This is a genomic window from Sphingomonas sp. R86520, from assembly GCF_042466285.1.
GTDB lineage: Bacteria > Pseudomonadota > Alphaproteobacteria > Sphingomonadales > Sphingomonadaceae > Sphingomonas.
Genome location: NZ_JAXHBZ010000001.1, coordinates 1,875,314 through 1,896,574 on the forward strand (window position 1 = coordinate 1,875,314; position 21,261 = coordinate 1,896,574).

Sequence of the window (21,261 nt, forward strand, 5' to 3'; positions counted from 1 at the left end):
GGACATCATCCATACAAGGATCGCCGACAGCGACACGTTGCTAGAACGGCTTTCCTAGTCAGCGCATAAGATAAGATCCGCTATCTCCTGGGCATCGCCTCTCCTCGCAATGTGAAAGTTGTAAAGGAGGGGCCGGCAACGAAGGAGGCAAGCCATGACGACGACGACCGAACCCACCCGCGCCCGCGCCGTCTTCTCGACCGACGACTTCGCGCTGATGAAGGAGGCGCTTGGCGAACTCATCAGCAAGGTGTCGGTCGACGACAGCCGCCTGACCCGTCTCAGCGCACTCTATCACAGGCTCGGCCGACTGGGCTGAAGCGCGACCAGTTTCCTGGGGAGGAAAGGTATCCGTCGGTGGTTCGTCCACCGGCGGATATTCGCAATCGGGCAAATCACGCCCGTTGATCCAGCACAGGCTTTCCCCAAGCACCTGCGATCCCGCCCTTTCCATGCGAGTGGCCTCGTGTAGGACGGGGCATGGCAGATGGACTAACAGCTCGGATCAAGGACGACATCGTCCTGTATGGCGCACTCGCCGCCAATTTGGGGATCGGCGTGGCGAAGTTCGTCGCCGCCGCACTCACCGGCTCTTCGTCGATGCTGACCGAAGGGTTTCACTCGGTCGTGGACAGTGGCAATCAGGTGCTGTTGCTGTACGGCCAGCGCCGGGCCAAGCAACCCGCCGATGAAGCGCACCCGTTCGGCTATGGCCGCGAACTGTACTTCTGGGCGTTCGTCGTCGCCATCCTGATCTTCGCGATCGGTGCCGGGGTGTCGATCTATGAGGGGTGGCGCCACATCCAGCATCCCGAACCGCTGACCAGTCCCACGATCAACTACGTCGTGCTCGCCATCTCGTTCGCGCTCGAAGGGTCGAGCTGGACGATCGCCGTGCGAGAATTCTCGAAGGCCAAGGGCGACGTGCCCTGGTGGCGCGCAATCCGGCGTTCGAAAGATCCGGCCGGGTTCATCGTGCTGTTCGAGGATTCCGCGGCGCTGGCGGGACTCGTCATTGCCGGGATCGGCATCTGGGGCAGCCACGCGTTCAACGATCCTCGTATCGACGGCGCCGCCTCGATCGTGATCGGGGCCATCCTGGCGCTTGTCGCGGTCCTGCTCGCGCGGGAATCGAAGGGCCTGCTGATCGGCGAGCGCGCCGACCCCGAGGTGATCGCCACGATCCGGCGTATCGTCGACAACTATCCCGCGATCGTGTCGGTCAACCATGTGCGTACGATCCACACCGCGCCAGACAGCATCTTTGCGGCGATCAGCGCGGACTTCGACGACGCGACGACGATGGGCGAAGGCGAGACGTTGATCGAAGCGATCGAGACCGAACTTCGCGCCGCCGTGCCGATGCTGTCGTCGATCTACATTCGCCCGGAAAAGCGCGAGAATGCGACGCTGGTCATCGAACCCGGCCACAAGGAACCAGCGCGGGACGCCAGCGCGCAAAGCTGATCTGCGTTGATGCCATACCGCTGGAAAGGCCCGTAATTCCGCGATATTAGCGTGGTATGAAATCGCTGGTTCGGCTCTTTGCCTTGCTCGTCTTTTGCGTCGGCTGCAGTGCTCCGGCACAGGCTTCCGTTACGATCACGTTCTGGAGCCACGAACTCGGGAACAGCTTCCCGCACGCGTTCTTCACGCTGCGCGGTATTCCCGACGCCGGCGGACCGCCGGTCGACGTGAATTACGGCTTCACCGCGAAGGCATTGAGCCCGGCGCTTTTGTTCGGTCCGGTTGCGGGCAAACTGGATATCGCAAGGCCCACCTACATGAACGGCAGCGATGCCCAGTTCTCGACCGTGATGACCGACGCGCAATATGGTGCCGTGCTGCGGCTGGTCGACGCGTGGAGCGAAGGCAGGCCGGATAGCGTCTACCGCCTGGCCGATCATAATTGCGTGACCTTCGTTCGGGAAGCGGCGCGCCTCGTGGGGCTGAAGGGGGTCGACCAACCAAGGCTGATGAAGAAACCGCGATCCTACCTCAAGGCCGTGCTGGCCGAGAACGGCGACCGGGTTACCGTCATCGACCTCAGCGGCAAGAAGTATCTGGCCAGCCTGCCGATCCTGCCGGCTACCGGCGCTCCAGTCGAGAACACCGTGCCGAGAGTGGCTTCGGTCGGGGATACCATGCCTGCTAGCGTACCGTAGCGACCTTGGCCGACTCGTATCGTCAGGGTGCGGGTACCAGTTCGACGACGTCGAGAATGGATTCGAACCGCGGATAGGGCAGCACCAACCGCCAGCGCTTCGGTCCGATCCGCTCCATTACGCCGGCCATGTCGCGGTTCGTATCGCGACCATAGGACATCGACCGGGTCTCGTCGCCGAGTTGCATCGTACCCAGAAAGACCCCGCGAGCGTCGGTATCCGGATAAACGGTGCCCACCGGGCGCTGCGACCCGTTGAGCTTGGACAAGGTGATCGTCTCGCCGCCCGCGTTCTGCACGATCCGACATGCGAACCAGGCATAGCCGACGAAGCTCAGTCCGGTGCCGCTACGCGCGCCGAGCTTGAAGGTGCGGCACCGATAGGCACCGGGCGGCGGCAATGGCTGATCGAGCGCATGGTCCGGATCGAACAAGGCTCGTTCGCGCGCGACCTCCCGGGCATCGGCCTGCGCCAGCGCGTTGACCCAGGCGCCACGCCAGCTCCGCAACCGTCCTCGATCCGCAGGCGTGGCGAGACGTCGCCAATCGGACGCCTTGGCGCTGTCTGCCGAGGCCGTGGCTTCGGGAGCGATGCTTCCCGCGGAGACGACCGCGTCGTCATGGCCACCGCATGCCGTCAGCAGCGCGCAGGCGGCTGTTCCAACCCAGGCCCGCAGCAGCGAGATCCTGTCCTTGTCCACCGCGGTACTGGGGGTTCGCTTGGGACGATGATCGCTTACCGCCTGCCTGACCCGGGTCATGCCGCGGTCCACCCACCGTCCATCGACAGGTTCGCGCCGGTGATCGCCTTCGCCTCGTCGCGACACAGGAACAGCGCAAACGCCGCGACCTGCTCGGGCGTGACGAACTCCTTGGTCGGTTGCGCGGCCAGCAGTACGTCGCTCATCACCTGATCGCGCGTTAGACCACGCGCGGCCATCGTGTCGGGGATCTGGTTCTCGACCAGCGGCGTCCAGACATAGCCGGGCGAGATGCAGTTTACGGTGATGCCGTCGGTCGCGGTCTCCAGTGCGATCGTCTTGGTCAGGCCGGCGATCGCGTGCTTGGCCATCACGTAGGCGGACTTGTTCGGGCTCGCGACCAGCGAGTGCGCCGAGGCTGTCGAGATGATCCGCCCCCAGCCCTTCGCGCGCATATGCGGTACCGCGGCGCGCATCATGTGCCACGCCGACGACAGGTTGATCGCGATGATCGCGTTGAACTTGTCGACCGGGAAGTCAACAATACCGGCCACGTGCTGGATGCCGGCATTGTTGACGACGATGTCGACGCTGCCGGTTTCCGCCGCCGCCCGCGCGACCATCGCGGCGATCTCGTCGGGCTTCGTCATGTCGGCGGGATCGTACAGCGCGACCGCGCCGCTGGCCTGCGCCAATGCCGCACGCTCGCGCTCGATCGCGTCCACGTCGCCGAAGCCGTTGAGGATAATCGCCGCACCTTCGGCTGCGAACGCCTTGGCGTAGGCGAGCCCGATTCCGGATGTCGATCCGGTGATTACCGCGGTCTTGCCCTTCAGGAACATGCGCACTCCATTTCATCCGTCGTCGCTATCGCACCATCAATCCGGCGCACTTGCAACTCTACCGCCACCTTGCGCATTTCGTTCCCAAGCAGAAACGAAAAGGGGCATTCCATGCGGCTCGACGATTACGATCCGAACATCAACGTCGAGGACCAGCGCGGCTCTGGCGGTGGCGGCGGCTTTGGCGGCGGCGGCGGTGGTCTGCTCATGGGATTGCTGCCGATGATCGGCAGTCGTTTCGGGTGCGGCGGGATCGTCGTCGTGCTGATCCTGATGGCTGTGTTCGGTGGCATGGGCGGGCTCGGCGGCCTGCTCGGCGGCGGTCAGTCCTCCGCACCGACCAGCCAGGTGGGCGCTCCCCGTTCCGGCACCAACACGACCTCCAGTTGCAACCTGACGCCCGAGAGCAAGGCCGCCTGCAACGCGTTCAGCTCGGCGGATAATACGTGGGAAGCGATTTTCCAGAAGAGCGGCGAGAAGTTCGTCGCGCCGAAGCTCGTCTTCTTCGACGGCAATGGCCGCTCGGGCTGTGGCGCGGCGCAGTCGGCGATGGGGCCGTTCTACTGCCCGACCGATCAGGGCATCTATCTCGACACGAGCTTTTTCAACGAGCTGTCGACACGGTTCAAGGCGGACGGTGACTTTGCACAGGACTACGTGATCGCGCATGAGTTTGGCCATCACATCCAGAAGCTGCTCGGCACCAACGAGCAGGTTCAGCGCGCGCAACGCCAGGGCAGCGAGACCGAAGGCAACGCCATGTCGGTGCGCTTGGAACTGCAGGCAGATTGCTATGCGGGCGTGTGGGCGGCGGCGAACCGCTCGCGGCTCGAGGCCGGCGATATCCAGGAGGGCATGACCGCCGCACAGGCGATCGGCGACGACACGCTGCAGAAGGAGTCGCAGGGCCGTGTCGTGCCCGACAGCTTCACCCACGGGACGTCGGCACAGCGGCAGGCTTGGCTGAAGCGCGGGCTCGACAGTGGCGATCCCGCACAGTGCGACACGTTCTCCGGCGCGATCTGAGGTAAATCTGAAGATCCTCCCCCGCTGACGGGAGGGCTTCAGTATGCCACGCGCTTTCCCCGGAACCGTCACCCCAGCGAAAGCTGGGGTATCTCTCGTGGGTCGCGACGCCTGCCATACGGGAAGATCTTAGCTTTCGCTGGGATGACGGCAGGTTGGAAGCGCCAACCCTGCTACCCGACCGTCACGCCCTTCCAGAACGCATACCGATCCTTGATCTCGGCGGCGGCAGATTTCGGATTCGGGTAATACCACACCGCATCGACGTTACGCTTCCCGTCGACAACCAGCGTCTTGTAGCTCGCCTCGCCCTTCCACGGGCAGTGGGAGTGCGTGGCGCTATCCTCCAGCAATGCCGGATCGACGCTGTCGGCGGGAAAGTAATGGTTGCCTTCGACGACGACGGTCTCGTCGGACCGCGCGATCTCCTGGCCGTTCCACATAGCGACAGGCATGCAATTCTCCTTCAAGCGGTCCCCAGCCCCGCCGCCTCATACCGCTCAGGCTTGAACCCGACCAGCAACGTCTCGCCGGTATCGAGCACCGGACGCTTGATCATCGACGGCTGTGCGACCATCAGCGCGAGCGCCTTGTCCATGTCGAGATCCAATCGGTCCGCCTCGGGCAGCTTGCGGAACGTGGTGCCCGCGCGATTGAGCAACACTTCCCAGCCGACACGGCCGATCCAGTCGCGGAGGTGCGCAGGCTCGATCCCGGCAGTTTTGTAGTCGTGGAACGCGTACGTCGTGCCGTGCGCGTCGAGCCACGTCCGCGCCTTCTTGATCGTGTCGCAGTTCTTGATACCGAACATCGTGATCATCAAAATGGCCTCCCGAGTGGCGTAGGACGCCCCCGTCACGCAAGGCGGTGGCGCCGCGAAGCAGGGACGTTTATCGATGCCCCATGACGCATCCATTCTACGCGATCCATAGTCATGGGCTGATCCGGGTTGCCGCCGCGACGCCGCGTGCTTCGGTAGGCGATACCACTGCCAACGCCGAGGCGACGATCGCCCTGGCCCGTGATGCCGATGCGAAGGGCGTCGACCTGGTCGTGTTTCCCGAACTGAACCTGACATCTTATGCGATCGACGACCTTCACCTTCAGACCGCGCAACAACGGGTAACGCTGGCAGCGATCGAGGCCGTCGTCGACGCAAGCGCGACGTTGCGGCCGGTGCTGCTGGTAGGCGCAGCGCTGGTACGAAACGGTCGGTTGTACAACTGCGCGCTGGCGATCGCGCGCGGGCGGGTACTCGGCGTGGTGCCCAAGACGTTCCTGCCCAATTACCGCGAGTTCTACGAGAAGCGCTGGTTCGCGAGTGGCGCGGGTCTGACCGGGCTGACGATCGAACTCTGCGGCGGAGAGATGCCGTTCGGGACGGACTTGATCTTCGCGGCGCACGACCTGCCGGGCTTCGTGTTCCACGCGGAGATTTGCGAGGATTACTGGGCCCCGACCCCGCCATCGACGATGGGCGCGCTTGCCGGGGCGCTGATCTGCTGCAATTTGTCCGCGTCGAACATCGTCATCGGCAAGGCGCGCGAGCGGGCCATGCTGGCGTCGTCGCAGTCCGCACGTGCGATGTGTGCCTATATCTATTCCGCCGCGGGACCGGGGGAAAGTACGACCGAGGTCGCCTGGGATGGCCAGGGGCTCATTCACGAACTCGGCGAGCAGATCGCAGAATCGCGCCGGTTTGCCACCGAACCCGAGATCGTGATCGCGGACATAGATATCGAACGCATCACCCAGGAACGCGTGCGCGACGGGACGTTCAACGACGCGGCGATATTTGCAGGTCATCCCGAAGGTCATTTCCGCCGGATCGCGTTCGATCATGCGCCCGTGCTCGAAGACACCGGCCTCGAGCGCTCCATTCGCCGCTTCCCGTTCGTACCGAACGATCCGGCGCGGCGCGACGACGATTGCTACGAGGCGTTCAACATTCAGGTGGAGGCGCTGTCGAAGCGGCTCGTTGCCGCGCATGCTGAGACGATCGTGATCGGCGTATCAGGCGGCCTCGACTCGACCCATGCGCTGATCGTCGCGGCGAAGGCGATGGACCGTCTGGGGCGGCCTCGCACGAACATCCTGGGGTTCACCATGCCCGGCTTCGCGACCGGCGAAGGGACCAAGGCGAACGCCTGGGCGTTGATGCGTGCGCTTGGGATCTCCGCCGAAGAGATCGACATCCGCCCAGCCGCGCGACGGATGCTGGAGGACATGGGTCACCCGTTCGGCGAGGGCGAACCGGTGTACGACATCACCTTCGAGAACGTACAGGCGGGACTGCGGACCGACTATCTGTTCCGTCTCGCCAACCAGCGGCGCGGCATCGTGCTCGGCACCGGCGACCTCAGCGAGATGGCGCTAGGATGGTGCACCTACGGCGTCGGCGACCAGATGAGCCACTACGCGGTCAACGCGGGCGTGCCCAAGACGCTGATCCAGTTCCTGATACGCTGGTGCATCCGCACCGACCAGTATGATGCCGATACCGACGCGATTTTGGCGACGATCCTCGCGCAGGAGATTTCGCCCGAACTGGTACCGGCGGGCGCGGATGGCGCCCTGCAGAGCACGGAGTCGATGATCGGGCCGTATGCGCTGAACGACTTCTTCGCGCACTACGTGATCCGCCATGGCCTTGCGCCTTCGAAGATCGCGTTTCTCGCATGGCATGCGTGGCGCGACGCGCGTTCCGGCGCATGGCCGCAAGACCTGCCGGAGGATGCGCGCGTCGCCTACGACCTGCCTACGATCCGGCACTGGCTGGAGAAATTCCTGTTTCGGTTCTTCACGACCAGCCAGTTCAAGCGGTCGGCGATGCCCAACGGGCCAAAGGTGTCAGCTGGCGGTTCGCTATCGCCGCGGGGCGATTGGCGTGCGCCTTCGGACGGAATTGCAACTGCTTGGATCGAAGAATTGCGGTCAAGCGTTCCACAGGGTTAGCCGGGCCATCTTGCATAAACCGCGGGTCGGGCGCATTATGAAAATCCTATGACAGTGGCTCCACCGGATGGATCGCGCGATCGCCGGATCGAGATCCCATCAAATCTTTGGCTGATTCACCCGGCGGGTCGCGCACTGCTTCCGCTCGCGTTGGCGCGTGGAATCTCCGCGAATTCGGTGTCGGTGGCTGGGCTTTGCCTCGGCGGAGCAGCGGCGCTTGCCTACGCGCAATGGGGTAATTGGGCGCTGTCGCTGGTCGGACTGCTGCTGTCGATGGGCTGGCTGATCGCGGATGGGCTCGATGGGATGGTCGCCCGCGCGACCAAGACCGCGAGTCCGCTCGGTCGGATGCTCGATGGTCTGTGCGACCACGGCGTCTTCGCGCTGATCTACGTCTCGCTCGCCTTGACGATCGACACGTCCGAGGCCTGGATCCTGGCGTTTGCCGCCGGTGCCGCTCACGCAGTGCAATCGAACATGTACGAGGGGGAGCGCGCCCGCTTCCATCGTCGGATCAAGGGCGTCGCGCTCGAAGCGCTGCCTGTGCCGACCGGCAACGCGCTTGTCCGCTTCTACGACGGCGTCGCGAGCAGTATCGACCGCATCGCGATGCCGTTCGAGCGCACGCTCGGTCAGTCGTCGGATCCGGTTGCGCTCGGTGCCCGTTACGGTGCACGTGCGGTCGCGCCGTTGCGCTTGCTGGCCTTGCTTGCCGCGAATGTCCGGGTATGGGCGATCTTCGTCGCCTGTTTTGCAGGCAACCCACGCATCTTCTGGTGGTTCGAGATCGTCCCTTTGACACTCGTCGCCATCGTCGGGCTCGTCTGGCACCGTCGTGTCGAACGGGCTTTCGTTCGTAATACTTCCGCAACGCGACCAAAGACCGCGTCGCGCATGCATCTTTCGTAGGGAACAGGGTCAATAATGAATAGCATTCGGATCGCCGTGGTCGGCATCGGCAACTGCGCGAGCTCGCTCGTCCAGGGTCTCGAGCATTACCGTGAGGGCGCCAACGACCAGGTCGGCCTGATGCATTTCGACATGGGCGGATACAAGCCGAGCGACATCAAGGTCGTCGCGGCCTGGGACGTCGATCGTCGCAAGGTCGGCAAGGACGTCGCCGAGGCGATCTTCGCCAAGCCGAACTGCACCGCGGTGTTCGCTCCCAATGTCGGCAACACCGGCACGATCGTGAAGATGGGCAAGAAGCTGGACGGCGTCGCCGACCACATGGCCGACTTCAAGGACGACCGCACGTTCCTGGTCTCCGACGCCGCCGAGCCGACCCGTGAAGAGGTCATCGCCGAGCTGAAGGCGTCGGGCGCCGACGTTCTCATGAATTACCTGCCGGTCGGTTCGCAGGAAGCGACAGAATTCTACGCCGAATGCGCGATCGAAGCCGGCGTGGCGTTCGTCAACAACATCCCCGTGTTCATCGCCTCGAACCCGGTCTGGGCGAAGAAGTTCGAGGACGCCGGCGTCGCGATCATCGGCGACGACATCAAGGCTCAGCTCGGCGCGACGATCGTCCACCGCGTGCTGACCGACCTGTTCGCCAAGCGCGGCGTGAAGCTGGATCGCACCTACCAGCTCAACACCGGCGGCAACACCGACTTCCTCAACATGTCGAACCATCGTCGGCTCGAGTCGAAGAAGATCTCGAAGACCGAAGCGGTCCAGTCGGTCGCGGCCGAGCGGATGGACGACGACAACGTCCATATCGGCCCGTCAGACTATGTCCCCTGGCAGAACGACAACAAGGTCTGCTTCCTGCGCATGGAAGGCCAGCTGTTCGGCGGCGTGCCGATGAACATCGAGCTGCGCCTCTCGGTCGAGGACAGCCCCAACTCGGCAGGCGTCGCGATCGACATGATCCGTTGCGCCAAGATCGCCAAGGATCGCGGCATCGCCGGCGTGATCGACCCTGCATCGGCCTATTTCTGCAAGCACCCGCGCACGCAGATGACCGACGATCTCGCGCAGATCGAAGTCGAGCGGTTCATCAAGGCCGCCTGACATGATCGAGACGCCCCGGATTCAAACGGCGATCATCCTCGCCGCCGGGGAAGGCAGCCGCCTTCGCAGCTCCGCCCCGTACAAGCCGCTGTGCGCGGTCGCGGGGCGGCCGTTGATCGCCCACGCGCTCGAAGGGCTGGCCGAGGCCGGTTTCGCGCGCGCGATCGTGACGGTCAGCTATGGGCGTGAAGCGATCGAAGCGTATCTCGCGAGCCGCCGTTGGCCGCTGAAGGTCGAGACGGTCCTGGCCGATCACCGCGAACCCAACGGCGTTTCGGTACTGGCGGCGCGCGATGCGCTTGCCGGTAGCGAGGCGATCCTCGCCATGTGCGACCACCTCGTCAGCCCCGAACTCTATGCCCGGATGGCGCGAGCCGGTGCCGGCGGCGGGCTACGGCTCGGCATCGACCGACGCCTCGGCCACGACTGGGTCGACCCTGAGGACGTGACCTGCGTCGCGACCGAAGGCGACCGCATCGTCGCGATCGGCAAGGGCCTCCAACCGCACGACTGCTACGACACCGGCGTCTTCGCGATTGGCCCGGCGCTGTCGAATGCGCTGGCCACCTTGGCGAGCCCTTCGCTCACCGAAGGCGTGCGCCTGCTAGCCGCGCAGGGTCTTGCCCGGGTCGTGGATTGCAGCGACATCGACTGGATCGACGTCGACGACGCCGCCGCGCTCGCCAAGGCCGAGGCCTGGATGGCGACCAAAGCGGACGCCGTAGCAGCGTAAACCACCGTTCTCCTGCGAACGCAGGAGCCCAGGACACCAACGCGCAGCGATCGTGACCGTGCGTTCCTGCGTTCACAGGTGAACACCGTGGGGTGCTCGGCCTAGACCGACGCCTCGACCCGCGGATCGGCCACTTCCAGCGTTGCACAGGTCCCGACGACGGCGTTCTCGATCGTCACCGTCCCGCGCAACTGACGTGCGAGGCTGCCGATCATCCGCATTCCGAGGCTCTTGCGCGACTCCGCCTTGAGGTCGAAGTCCGCCGGCAGCCCGCCACCTTCGTCGGACACCGTCAACACGATCCGCCCGTCCGCGCTGCGCACCGTGATCAAAATCACGCCGCCCGCATCGTCATAGGCGTATTTGATCGCGTTGGTGACAAGTTCGGTAACCAGCAGTCCGATCGGAATCGCGGTGTCGGCGCTGATCAGGATCGCCTCGATATCGCACGCGATCCGGTGATTGGGGGACTGGTCGCCGAGACCTGTCGCGATCCCGCAAACCAGATCGTCGAGCGCAACGATGCCGACCTTCTCGCCGCGCCAGAGCTGATCGTGCGTCTGCGCGATGGCGGTGATCCGCGCCTGCGCATCGCCGAGCAACCGCCGGATTCGCGGATCGTCGTCTTCTTGCATCTGCAGATTGAGCATCGCCGAGACGAGCGCGAGACTGTTCTTGACCCGGTGGCTTGCCTCCCGCGTGAGCAGTTCCTGATGCTCCATCGCCTCGCTCAACCGTTGTTCGGCCTGTTGCCGCTCGATCGCGACGCCGATGAGGTTGGCAAAGCCCTGCATGAACGCGAAGTCGGCCGGCTCGAACTTGCCTTCGTCCGGGCTGTCGACCTCGAGGACGCCGAAACGCTTGCCCGACGTCTCGACCAGGACGTTGATCGCACGGCGAATGTTGTGCCGTGCCATGAATTCGGGCGTTCGAAAGCGCTGCTCGTTCTCGAGGTGGTTCGAGATCACCGGCTCGCCGGTTTCGAGCGCAAACCCGGCGGGCGATCCGAGATCGGTCCGCATCTCCGTCGATCCGACCACCCCCGGTGCCCAGCCGGTGCCCGCGCGCACGAGCAAGGTGTCGCGCTCGGGACGATATTCGAGAAACTTGCAGTATTTCGATCGCATCCCCTCGCCGCAAAGCTCGGTCGCACGCTGCAGCATCGGATCGAGATCCCGTGCGCGCAACGCTTCGATCCCGAAATCGGCGAGGATCGACTGCTGGCGGAGGCGGTATTCGAGTTCGCCCGCGCCGGCGGGTGCATCACCGCCCGGGGATGTTTCGATCACTGACACGCGTGTTCTATTCCTTACTGCCGGACCGCCCTGCAGACGGGGCTATAGGATCAACATGGCTCTCGCATGGCAGCCCACGATACCTCGCGAACGTTAACGGAAGCGCGATGTGTACGTATCCCCGCTCGAATGAGATCCATCTGAGGACTGAGAGGCCGCCGCACGCTTAAGTTGGGCGGCCTCGTTCTTCAGCGCGTAAGCTTCTTGTACGCCAGACGCGTAGGCCGATCCGCCGCATCACCCATCCGGCGACGCTTGTCCTCTTCGTACGAAGCGTAGTTGCCCTCGAACCACTCGACGTGGCTGTCACCCTCGAACGCGAGGATGTGCGTCGCGAGGCGATCGAGGAAGAAGCGGTCATGGCTGATCACCACCGCGCAACCCGCGAACGTCTCCAGCGCTTCCTCGAGCGCACGCAGCGTCTCGACGTCGAGATCGTTGGTCGGCTCATCGAGCAGGAGGACGTTGCCACCTTCCTTGAGCATCTTGGCCATGTGAACGCGGTTGCGCTCACCGCCCGACAGCTGGCCGACCTTCTTCTGCTGGTCCGGCCCGCGGAAGTTGAAAGCGCCGACATACGCCCGCGTGCCCATCTCTTGCTTGCCGAAGCGGAAGATCTCGAGCTCGTCGGAGATTTCCTGCCAGACGTTCTTGTTCGGATCGAGATCGTCGCGGCTCTGGTCGACATAGCCGAGCTTGACGGTCGAACCGACTTCGATCGTGCCCTCGTCCGGCGTTTCCTGGCCGGTGATCAGCTTGAACAAGGTCGACTTGCCCGCGCCGTTCGGGCCGATCACGCCGACGATGCCGCCCGGCGGCAGCGTGAAGTCGAGACCGTCGAACAGCAGCTTGTCGCCGTACGACTTGGTCAGGCCCTTGGCCTCGATCACCTTGCCGCCGAGACGGGCTGGCAGCTGGATCAGGATCGCGGCCTTGCCGGCGACGCGGTTCTCCTGCTTCTCCATCAGCTCGTCGAACGCGCGGATACGCGCCTTCGACTTGGTCTGGCGCGCCTTGGGGGTCTGGCGCATCCACGCCAGCTCGTCGGCGATCGCCTTCTGCTTGCCGGCCTCTTCGCGCTCTTCCTGGCTGAGGCGCTGTGCCTTCTTTTCCAGATAGCCCGAATAGTTGCTCTCGTAGGTGTAATAGCGCCCGCGATCGAGCTCCAGCACCCAGTTGACGACGTTGTCGAGGAAGTAGCGGTCATGCGTCACGAGGATGACGTTGCCGGTGTATTCCTTCAGGTAGTTCTCCAGCCACGACACGCTTTCGGCGTCGAGATGGTTAGTAGGCTCATCGAGCAGCAGGATCTGCGGCTTCTCCAGGAGCAGCTTGCAGAGCGCGACGCGACGCTTCTCACCACCCGACAGGTTGGTGACGTCGGCATCGCCCGGCGGGCAGCGCAGTGCCTCCATCGCCTGTTCGAGCTGGCTGTCGAGCGCCCAGCCGTCGACCGCGTCGATCTTGGCCTGAAGCTCGCCCATCTCCTCCATCAGCGCGTCGAAGTCTGTGTCGTCCTGCGGATCGCCCATCTCGGCCGAAATCGCGTTGAACCGGTCGACTAGGTCCGCGACGGGCCGCACGCCGTCCTTGACGTTGCCCATCACGTCCTTGGTCGGATCGAGCTGCGGCTCCTGCGCGAGATAGCCGACGTTGACGCCCTCGGCCGCCCAGGCCTCGCCGGTGAAATCTGGGTCCATGCCGGCCATGATCTTCATCAGCGTCGACTTGCCCGAACCGTTCGGGCCGATGATCGCGATCTTCGCCGACGGAATGAACTGCAGGTGGATGTTGTTGAGGACGGGCTTGTTGGCACCCGGGAAGGTCTTCGACAGACCCTTCATGACGTAGGTATACTGAACGGCCATGTGGGTGCCGAGCTCCATGCTAGAAATATGGCGGGATTTGACGTGCGCAGATAGCGATGCGGCGGGCCGTTGGCAAACGGGGAGCGCCGACATACGCTGCCCCGATGATGAAACGCACCCTGCTCGCGGCGCTGGCCGCTTCCGCCCTGACCTCTCCTCTTGCGGCGCAGCGTACCGCCGCCCCGGCAACCACGGCCGACGCCAAGGTCGCAGCGCTGCGCGACAAGGCGCTGACCGACGACACCGCGTACAAGATCGTCGAGGGGATCACGACCGAGGTCGGCCCGCGGATGACCGGTACCGAGGCGGCACCGCGCGCGCGCGCCTGGTCGGTGGCGAAGCTCAAGACGCTCGGGTTCAAGAACGTGCGGATCGAGACCTACCAGCTTCCGGTCTGGTCGCGCGGCACGGAGAGCGGGGAGCTGGTCGCCCCCTATGCGCAGAAGCTCCATCTGGTCGGCCTCGGCAATTCGGGCGCGACGCCGCCCGGCGGTCTGACCCTGCCGATCGTTTACTTCCCGACATACAACGATCTGGCGCTTGCCGCCGACGGCAGCCTGAAGGGCAAGATCGCGTTCGTGTCGAATGCGATGCAGCCGACCCAGGACGGATCGAGCTATGGATCGCAGGGCACCGCCCGCTTCGTCGGACCGAACGTCGCCGCCGAGAAGGGCGCGGCGGCGATCGTGATCCGGTCGATCGGCACCGATCACGGCCGCGGGCCGCACGCGGGCAACACCAATTTCGACGCGGGCGTGACGCCGATCCCTGCCGCTGCGCTGTCGGTCGCGGACGCCGAGCATGTCGAGCGGCTCGTGAAGCTCGGCAAGCCGGTCACGTTGAAGCTGGTGCTCGACGACAAGCAGGTCGGAATGCGGGAATCGGGCAACGTCGTCGCCGAAGTCCCCGGCACCGATCCCAAGGCGGGGATCGTCCTTGTCGGCGGCCATCTCGACAGCTGGGATCTCGGGACCGGCGCGATCGACGACGGCGCGGGGATCGCGATCACCGCCGCCGCTGCCAAGATCGTGATGGACGGCGGCCAGCGTCCGCGTCGGACGATCCGCGTCGTCTGGTTCGGCGACGAGGAGAGCGGCGGGTTCGGCGGGCTCGCCTACGCCAAGGCGCATGCGGGCGAACGTCACGCAACCGCTGCCGAATCGGATTTCGGTGCCGATCGCGTCTGGCGGTTCGAAAGCAGCCTGCCGGACGCCGCCAAGCCAGTCGTCGACCGCTTGGCGGTAGCGCTCGCCCCGCTCGGGATCATCCGCGGTACGGATACGCCGCACGGCGGCACCGACGTCGGCCCGACGATCGCGACCGGTGTCGCTGGAATCGACCTCAACCAGTCGGGGCTGCGCTACTTCGACTATCACCACACGCCGGAGGATACGCTCGATCGGATCGACCCCGAACAGCTTCGTCAGAACGTCGCGGCATGGACCGCAATGATCGCCACGGTGGCCAATGCGCCCGAGGAAATCGGGCCAATTGTGCCCCAGAAGTGACGAGTTGCAGCAACCAATCCGTCATCGTTCTGCCGCAAACCTTGCGGACAGATGAATTTAGCGGATTGACCGCCCGCCGGGGGCCGCTATTTGACGGGACTTCGCGACGGCAATCGGGTCGGCCGCGAGTGAAACTATGCTTGGGAGCATTCGAATGAAGAAGATCGTTCTGATCGCTGCTGCCGCCGGCCTGATGTCCGTCGCAGCCTGCAGCAAGTCGCCAGAAGCCGCCGCCGTTGAGAACAACGCGGACATGCTGGCTGACAACATGGAAATGCAGGCTGACAACATGGACGCAATGGCGGACAACACCTCGAACGCAGTCGCTACCGACGTGCTTGAGAATGCTGCCGACAACATGAACGCAGCTGCCGACAACGTCCGTGACGCTGCCGACGCAAAGACCGACAACATGAACTAAAATCTGTTGAGCGTTCGCGCTCGATAGGATTTAGTGTCGGAAAGGGCGTTCCTTCGGGAGCGCCCTTTTTCTTTGTGGGGTTTTGCTTTGCAAAAGCTTGCGCTAACGCAGGCGCCGGTGGGGCCTGTAGCTCAACGGTTAGAGCTGGCCGCTCATAACGGCTAGGTTGCGGGTTCGATTCCTGCCGGGCCCACCAATCTTGCTGTCCGCTTGCAACATAGCTGCTCCTTTCGAGCGTTAGAATGCGCCGCCGCCGCCCGGCTATGGGCGCTACCTGACTCAACCGCACGACCCAGCCTGCACGGCATGGCGCATGACATCCTGGGCGGGGAGGTGCATCGACCAATCGCCGCCACCGTCGAGCCCCCGGAATCCATATGCCCTTGGCGTGACCCGGTGCAGGATGTCGGAAAGGGGATCGGCAGTCATGTTGGACGAGCGCTACAGCCTTCTGGATCGTGGAAGATAGTCCGTCCGGCGCTGACATCCTAATTCGCTGCCTGACAACATCGGGCAATTGCAATAAACTTTGATCACATACGGCAAATCGACCCAGCGGAGACGCTGCTGGCAATCGGGCTCGTCATGCTGGCGCTGGTGCCGACGGGAGTGCTTTGCGCGGTGCTCGATGCCCGCCGGGTCGGGCGCGAGCGGGCGAGCATCAAGCCGACGAAGTTCGCGCTCTCGATCGCAGTCTATCTGCTCACCGTGTCATGGATGCTGAGCTATGCTCGTCCCGAGCGGATGTCATCCTCGCTCGTGCAGGTGTCGACGTGGGGACTGCTGATCGGTGCCACGGTGGAGCTTGTCTGCATCACCGTGCAAGCGGCGCGCGGGCGACGCTCCCATGTCAACACGGCAACACGCAACGACGCGGCGATCGCCGGCACGATGGCCGTCCTGGCAGTCCTGTTCATCGGCATGTTGTTGCTCTTGGCGTGGGAAATTGGGCAGCGACCTTAGCCCGGTGCGCCAGCGTTGATGATCGCCGGGATCGTCGGTCGTCCCTGGCTGACGTTCGTGCTGGGCGGTCTGACGGGATCGGGCATGAGCCGAGTTGCCGTGTTAGCGTCCGCTTCCGGCACTCGGCCGCCGTCGCCGCCATCGCAGCGCCGGTCCCGCAGGCAGATGCAACTGGCACACTTCCTCGCCATCCATGCGATGCAGGCCCTGCCAATTATGGCATGGGCAGCGCCGGCGATGGGCCGGCAGGCGGTCGTGGCTCTGCTGATCGCCGGTGCGATTTTCTACGCGGCTGCCACCTTGCTCCTGCTGTATCGCCCTGCCCTCCTTCCGGTATGGCCCATGACTGTCTTACCCTTGACGAGCCGGAGCTAGTTTCATGCAGTTGACCACCGTGCTCGGGGCCACCGGCGGAACCGGCAGGCATTTCACCGCCAGGGCGTTGGCGGATGGGCACCGGGTACGCGGCTTGGTGCGCACGCCAAGGCACGCTCGGCTCCCACGACAGGCTCGACGTCCGGCAAGGCTCGATCACAGATCCGATCGACGTCGACACGCTCCTGACCGGCGTGGATCAGGTGGTGGCCATGCTGCGCGAGAAGCAGGCGCAGCAGCAGGCGACGATCAACGCGGCGTTCGTCCGGGGCCTGGTGCCCGCCATGCGCCGACATGGCGTCAAACGCTTCCTTTATCAGGCTGAAGGATTGAGCCGACCCTATGGCGGTCACCTCACCCTGCCCCTCTGGATCATCCGCAACACGCTTGCGCGTTCAGTTATTGCGCAGCACCGCGACAACGAGGCTGTAATGGAGTATTTGGCGACCGAAGCCAGCGACCTCGACTGGATCGTGCACCGAGCGGGCATCTTCTCTGATGGGCCCTCGAAGGGCGTTCTCCAGCGGTCGGCGACCAAGTTCAGCGTCGCGACCTTCTGCGACTGCGCGGACTACAACTACCGACTAATCGACGATGCCACAGCGGTTCATACGGCCGACCTCAGCGCGTATAATCAATCAAGCTAGGTGACCCATATGCGGCCGCCAAACTTATCTGCGCCGCGCCCACCTCCGACCGTTCGTCATGCCGGTTCGAACGCTTACGTCGGACGTTGGCGCTGGTGATCCTCTCGGCAGCTGGCGTTCGTTTGCGGCCATTTCCTTCGGGCTGAATCCCTCTATGCTCGCCCGATGCGTCTGGCCTTCTTGATCGCTCTCACTGCGATCCCTTTCTCGGGGGCGGAACCCGCTCCGCAACGTCGTCCGAGCTTCGTCGCGACCACATACGGTCGCCCTCGAACGCTTGTCGCCGTCCAAGGCGCGCGTCGGCTGAATCTAGCTTGCGTTGGAAGCGGCAGAACCACCGTCCTTTTCCTGTCCGGATTGGGCGGCGGAACGTTCGACTGGCGTAAGGTTCAGCCCGTCATCGGCCGCGTCACCAGAGCGTGCGCGTATGACCGCGCCGGGTATGGATTTAGCGACCCCGCTACTGCACCGTCCGATGTCACAAGCACCATCGATGACCTGCACGCGCTGCTTCATAGCAAGGCCATCACGGCGCCGGTCATTCTGGTCGGGCACTCGCTCGGTGGCCTGTATGCCACAACCTACGCGCTACGCTACCCGCGCGATGTCGCCGGCATGGTCCTGGTTGAGCCTGCCTTCAGCGGCCAGACGACTCAGATCGCCAAGGCGGTTGGACCGGCAGCAGCAGGGCGAATGGAGAGCGCCAACAAGCAGACGATCGTGGCATTGGATCGCTGCATAGCGCTCGCCACGACCGGACAGCTGTCCCAGCCCGCCGAGCAGGCGTCGGACTGCCTGGACAACCCGGCCGATTCCGATCCCGACGTTCACAAGGAAAGAAACCGCGAGGCGAAAAGCCTCGCATTCGAACGCGCGCTTCGCTCCGAGTATGAGATGGCCAACATCGCCGGTGCGGATGGACAGACGGTGGATGATCATCAAACCAAGCGCTCAGGCGAAACGTTGGGCTCAATACCGCTCGCCGTCCTCACCAGGGGAGAGAGCGAGACGTTGCCCGGATTGTCTGCTGATGAAGTTGCCAAAGCCGACGCGGCATGGCGAACGGGCCACGACAAACTCGCCGCCTTGTCTTCCGTTGGCACTAACACGATCGTGCCGCACTCACGGCACTTTGTTCAGCTAGACCAGCCCGACGCGGTCACCAGGCAGATTGTGCGAGTCCTGAGCCAAATGCAGCGTTGAAAAGTCGACATTGCCTGTGCTGACCCACAAAGCGACATTCGCACACCCCGCCGGACTTCCCATCTTCCGCCATTCGTTCAGCTTCACTATTTGCCTCGGAACGGCAGTAAGGTGACCGACCAGTTGTGGGCCAAGCGGTCTGATACAGCCTTTCCGCGTTCCGAGACGTGCGACAGCATCCCGATCGCGGTGTCGTCGCTTCGGGTTTGAAGCTGATGTCGTCGTGACGGCATCACCCTATTAGGCGATGATATTCTGCCTCGGCAAACCCATCGGTATCGCCGGCGAACGCCTCCAGCGCTGCTCGGTCCCGCACGATGATCCGCCCGCGATAGCCACTGATCGTGTTCTCGCCTTCAAGGACATGGAGCACGCTGGTGATGCTGGCCCGCCGGACCCCCAGCACGTTTCCCAACTCCTCATGCGTCATGGTGATCTCGTCGCGCTCGACGCGATCGTGATACAGCAGTATCCGGCGGGCCGTGCGTCGCCCGACCGAATGGATCAAGTTGGATATGATCGTCCGACCCATCTGCGCCGCGAAAATTCCTGCAAAGCGTAGCAGCAGCGTGTTCAGACGCGGGCTGACCGCTGTGGCGGCAATCAGGGCCGCGATCGGGATGCGCTGGCATCGCATGTCGCGCGCTCCTCAACGTCGTACGGCCAGCGGTCATTGCCCATCAGCGCCGTTCAGCTGACCACCCCTTCCCGACCGATCACGCCGATGACCAACCGCTGACCATCGCCGAGAACATCAACAAATCCGCGAGGCCGCCGTTGAGAAAGCAGATCGTGTCGATGGGCTCGCCCGCACGCGCTAGAGGGGTGCCGATCGCCAGTGACACGTGCTCGAACTGAGGACGCAACAGTTCGTAATCGTCGTCCGCCATATGATTGAGCAGCATATTCCGCGTCTCGCGCGCGGCGGCGCGAGTAAACGGTACGGTTGGGCGGTGAAGCGTATCTGCGCTTGGCGCAGCGGCAGCTAGGTCGATCATCCGGGCCAGCCGGCGCGATTGTCAGCGATATGTAGGCCTGGGGCTGGATCCCCGCACAGCGGTCAGCCCAGCGAAGGAGGGTCGGAAGTTTCGGATCATCGAACATCATGGCCACACGGTCGACCTTCGTTCGGCGCAGTGAGGGACTCACCAACATGAAAGAACCGCTGGCGCGAGTCCGAACGAGCACTCTGCTGGGATATGGCACGGGGCAACTCGGGGCGCAGATCTTTCGGGACACGCCGGCAGTGCTATTGCCGATTTTCATGACCACCATGCTCGGCGTTCCAGCGTGGCTATCCGGGATCGTGATTTTGATTCCCAAACTGTGGCTGATCGCCTGCGATCCCTTGGTCGGCGCCTATTCCGACCGTCAGAAGCGAGCCCGCGGCCGTACGCCGTTCCTTCTCGTGGGCGCGATCCTCACCAGCCTGAGCTTCCTCGCCCTGTTCGCGATCACGGATTATGGCGATCCGCGGATAGCGGCCGCGGCAATTTGCTTGTTGTTCTTTATCGGATCGACGGCGTTCAGCATCTTCTCCGTCCCCTATCTCGCGATCGCCTCGGAGCTTTCGCTCGACCCGCATGAGCGGACGCGTATCCTGGTCTATCGCATGCTCTTCACCACGGTCGGCGTATTGATCGGGGTCGGCGTCGCGCAACCGCTGGTCTTCGCGCTGGGCGGCGGGGCCTATGGCTGGCATGTCATGGCGATCAGCCTGGCGCTGATCTGCCTTGTCACAATGTTGGTGCCGGCGATCACGCTTCGCCGCGTTGCGATGCTGCCGGGCGGCGCCACGCCAGAGCGCTTTCTTGCGCAGTTGAAGCCTGTGCTGGCGAACACGCCGTACATGGTGCTGCTCGCCACCTGTTTCGTGCAGGGCATTGGCCAAGCCTCTGGCTATACGGTCCTCGGCTTCGTCTTCCTCTACGCGCTACAGGCGATCTGGCTGGTACCGGCGTTCATCGTCGTGATGGTGGTGTTCAGCGGAATCAGCCAGCCGATTTGGCTCGCGCTGTCGCGTCGCTGGGGCAAACCGCGCACTTACGTGGTCTCTTCGGTACTGTGGATGGCAGTGACCATCAGTTGGTTTTTCGCCAAGCCAGGCAGCGATGTGCTCGTCACGCTGCCGCTGTTCGGTCCGCTCGCGACTCAGCATATCCTAATCCTGCTGCGCGCGGCGATCATCGGGCTGACCAATTCGGGGTTCCTGTTGCTGTCGCTGTCGCTGTTGACCGACACCGTCGATTATCAGCGGTCGCGCTACGGCGTCGCGCATGAGGGTGTGTTCTCGGGGCTGTTCTCGGCCGCCGAAAAGCTCGCCTTTGCAATAGGGCCGCTGATCGCCGGGGTTGTGCTGAGCGTGTATGGCTTCACGTCCTCCACAGGCGGTGCCGCGACGCAGAGCCCGCGCGCCATCGGCGGCATCCTGCTGCTCTACTCGCTGGTGCCGGCAGGGACGCAGGCGCTGAGCCTGCTGATCTTCTCACGCTTCGCGATCGAGAAGCACGAGCCGGCGAGCGATGCCGCCTGAACAGGGATAAA

General features: G+C 64.0%; 23 protein-coding genes, 1 tRNA gene and 1 pseudogene. 16 read left to right on the plus strand and 9 right to left on the minus strand.

What is annotated here, in order from left to right; translation table 11 throughout:
• Positions 1-154 precede the first annotated feature (154 nt).
• The 3 genes from SJY41_RS08485 to SJY41_RS08495 all read left to right on the plus strand — a co-directional run bounded on the left by SJY41_RS08485 (position 155) and on the right by SJY41_RS08495 (position 2,165).
• A complete protein-coding gene (locus SJY41_RS08485; protein ID WP_380780792.1) occupies positions 155-319 on the plus strand; it encodes a hypothetical protein in 165 nt (54 codons plus the stop codon).
• Between the two features lie 161 nt (positions 320-480).
• Positions 481-1,467, plus strand: a complete 987-nt coding sequence (locus SJY41_RS08490; RefSeq protein WP_380780793.1) for a cation diffusion facilitator family transporter — start codon at positions 481-483, stop codon at positions 1,465-1,467.
• Positions 1,468-1,523: 56 nt separating this feature from the next.
• Positions 1,524-2,165, plus strand: coding sequence for a hypothetical protein (locus SJY41_RS08495; protein ID WP_380780795.1), 642 nt, complete (start codon positions 1,524-1,526; stop codon positions 2,163-2,165).
• Between the two features lie 22 nt (positions 2,166-2,187).
• On the opposite strand, the gene SJY41_RS08500 is transcribed toward SJY41_RS08495, so the two are convergent.
• Together SJY41_RS08500 and SJY41_RS08505 are read right to left on the minus strand one after the other, a co-directional pair.
• Entirely contained in the window at positions 2,188-2,925 is a 738-nt protein-coding gene (locus SJY41_RS08500; RefSeq protein WP_380780797.1) for a DUF4893 domain-containing protein, read from the minus strand.
• Positions 2,922-3,707, minus strand: a complete 786-nt coding sequence (locus SJY41_RS08505) for a 3-hydroxybutyrate dehydrogenase (protein WP_380780799.1) — start codon at positions 3,705-3,707, stop codon at positions 2,922-2,924. The genes SJY41_RS08500 and SJY41_RS08505 overlap by 4 nt, the downstream gene beginning before the upstream one ends.
• A 111-nt stretch (positions 3,708-3,818) precedes the next feature.
• Here SJY41_RS08505 and SJY41_RS08510 point away from each other — a divergent pair, with 111 nt between their 5' ends.
• Positions 3,819-4,733: a neutral zinc metallopeptidase gene (locus SJY41_RS08510; RefSeq protein WP_380780800.1), complete on the plus strand. Its 915-nt coding sequence runs from the start codon at positions 3,819-3,821 to the stop codon at positions 4,731-4,733.
• Positions 4,734-4,906: 173 nt separating this feature from the next.
• Here the strand turns inward: SJY41_RS08510 and SJY41_RS08515 are convergent, their stop codons facing one another.
• Positions 4,907-5,188: a DUF427 domain-containing protein gene (locus SJY41_RS08515; protein WP_380780802.1), complete on the minus strand. Its 282-nt coding sequence runs from the start codon at positions 5,186-5,188 to the stop codon at positions 4,907-4,909.
• 11 nt (positions 5,189-5,199) lie between these two features.
• Positions 5,200-5,556 (minus strand): ArsC family reductase, encoded by a 357-nt coding sequence (locus tag SJY41_RS08520; protein WP_380780804.1) that lies wholly within the window; start codon positions 5,554-5,556, stop codon positions 5,200-5,202.
• Positions 5,557-5,636: 80 nt separating this feature from the next.
• Here SJY41_RS08520 and SJY41_RS08525 point away from each other — a divergent pair, with 80 nt between their 5' ends.
• Genes SJY41_RS08525 through SJY41_RS08540 form a run of 4 tightly spaced genes read left to right on the plus strand, consistent with a single transcriptional unit; the run spans position 5,637 to position 10,437 of the window.
• The gene (locus SJY41_RS08525; RefSeq protein ID WP_380780806.1) at positions 5,637-7,688 is read left to right on the plus strand and encodes an NAD(+) synthase; all 2,052 of its coding nucleotides are present in this window, start codon (positions 5,637-5,639) and stop codon (positions 7,686-7,688) included.
• Positions 7,689-7,736: 48 nt separating this feature from the next.
• On the plus strand, positions 7,737-8,597 hold the full coding sequence (locus SJY41_RS08530) for a CDP-alcohol phosphatidyltransferase family protein (protein WP_380780808.1): 861 nt from the start codon (positions 7,737-7,739) through the stop codon (positions 8,595-8,597).
• 15 nt (positions 8,598-8,612) lie between these two features.
• A complete protein-coding gene (locus SJY41_RS08535) occupies positions 8,613-9,704 on the plus strand; it encodes an inositol-3-phosphate synthase (protein WP_056050788.1) in 1,092 nt (363 codons plus the stop codon).
• 1 nt (position 9,705) lies between these two features.
• A complete protein-coding gene (locus SJY41_RS08540) occupies positions 9,706-10,437 on the plus strand; it encodes an NTP transferase domain-containing protein (RefSeq protein ID WP_380780810.1) in 732 nt (243 codons plus the stop codon).
• Positions 10,438-10,538: 101 nt separating this feature from the next.
• On the opposite strand, the gene SJY41_RS08545 is transcribed toward SJY41_RS08540, so the two are convergent.
• Together SJY41_RS08545 and ettA are read right to left on the minus strand one after the other, a co-directional pair.
• Complete coding sequence (locus tag SJY41_RS08545) at positions 10,539-11,726, minus strand: sensor histidine kinase (protein WP_380780812.1); 1,188 nt, start codon at positions 11,724-11,726, stop codon at positions 10,539-10,541.
• A 194-nt stretch (positions 11,727-11,920) separates the two neighbouring features.
• Positions 11,921-13,600 carry an energy-dependent translational throttle protein EttA gene (gene ettA / locus SJY41_RS08550; RefSeq protein WP_093399227.1) on the minus strand — a complete coding sequence of 560 codons (1,680 nt, stop codon included), beginning with the start codon at positions 13,598-13,600 and terminating at the stop codon, positions 11,921-11,923.
• A gap of 104 nt (positions 13,601-13,704) precedes the next feature.
• On the opposite strand from ettA, the gene SJY41_RS08555 reads away from it, so the two are divergent.
• The 3 genes from SJY41_RS08555 (at position 13,705) to SJY41_RS08565 (ending at position 15,725) form a co-directional block, all read left to right on the plus strand.
• Positions 13,705-15,108: a M20/M25/M40 family metallo-hydrolase gene (locus SJY41_RS08555; protein ID WP_380780814.1), complete on the plus strand. Its 1,404-nt coding sequence runs from the start codon at positions 13,705-13,707 to the stop codon at positions 15,106-15,108.
• Between the two features lie 154 nt (positions 15,109-15,262).
• Positions 15,263-15,529: a hypothetical protein gene (locus SJY41_RS08560; protein ID WP_380780816.1), complete on the plus strand. Its 267-nt coding sequence runs from the start codon at positions 15,263-15,265 to the stop codon at positions 15,527-15,529.
• A gap of 120 nt (positions 15,530-15,649) precedes the next feature.
• Positions 15,650-15,725 (plus strand) — tRNA-Ile (locus SJY41_RS08565).
• A gap of 83 nt (positions 15,726-15,808) precedes the next feature.
• Here the strand turns inward: SJY41_RS08565 and SJY41_RS08570 are convergent.
• A complete protein-coding gene (locus SJY41_RS08570) occupies positions 15,809-15,958 on the minus strand; it encodes a cupin domain-containing protein (protein WP_380780818.1) in 150 nt (49 codons plus the stop codon).
• Between the two features lie 156 nt (positions 15,959-16,114).
• Here SJY41_RS08570 and SJY41_RS08575 point away from each other — a divergent pair, with 156 nt between their 5' ends.
• From SJY41_RS08575 to SJY41_RS08590, 4 genes and pseudogenes are all read left to right on the plus strand, one after another.
• Positions 16,115-16,492 carry a hypothetical protein gene (locus tag SJY41_RS08575; RefSeq protein WP_380780820.1) on the plus strand — a complete coding sequence of 126 codons (378 nt, stop codon included), beginning with the start codon at positions 16,115-16,117 and terminating at the stop codon, positions 16,490-16,492.
• Positions 16,493-16,510: 18 nt separating this feature from the next.
• Positions 16,511-16,867, plus strand: coding sequence for a hypothetical protein (locus SJY41_RS08580; protein ID WP_380780822.1), 357 nt, complete (start codon positions 16,511-16,513; stop codon positions 16,865-16,867).
• Positions 16,868-16,871: 4 nt separating this feature from the next.
• Positions 16,872-17,514, plus strand: a pseudogene (locus tag SJY41_RS08585) (NAD(P)-dependent oxidoreductase).
• A gap of 165 nt (positions 17,515-17,679) precedes the next feature.
• Positions 17,680-18,717, plus strand: coding sequence for an alpha/beta fold hydrolase (locus SJY41_RS08590; RefSeq protein ID WP_380780824.1), 1,038 nt, complete (start codon positions 17,680-17,682; stop codon positions 18,715-18,717).
• 232 nt (positions 18,718-18,949) lie between these two features.
• On the opposite strand, the gene SJY41_RS08595 is transcribed toward SJY41_RS08590, so the two are convergent.
• Together SJY41_RS08595 and SJY41_RS08600 are read right to left on the minus strand one after the other, a co-directional pair.
• Complete coding sequence (locus tag SJY41_RS08595) at positions 18,950-19,354, minus strand: Crp/Fnr family transcriptional regulator (RefSeq protein WP_380780826.1); 405 nt, start codon at positions 19,352-19,354, stop codon at positions 18,950-18,952.
• A 79-nt stretch (positions 19,355-19,433) separates the two neighbouring features.
• On the minus strand, positions 19,434-19,715 hold the full coding sequence (locus SJY41_RS08600) for a hypothetical protein (RefSeq protein ID WP_380780828.1): 282 nt from the start codon (positions 19,713-19,715) through the stop codon (positions 19,434-19,436).
• 155 nt (positions 19,716-19,870) lie between these two features.
• Here SJY41_RS08600 and SJY41_RS08605 point away from each other — a divergent pair, with 155 nt between their 5' ends.
• Positions 19,871-21,250, plus strand: a complete 1,380-nt coding sequence (locus SJY41_RS08605) for an MFS transporter (RefSeq protein WP_380780830.1) — start codon at positions 19,871-19,873, stop codon at positions 21,248-21,250.
• Positions 21,251-21,261: the final 11 nt, after the last annotated feature.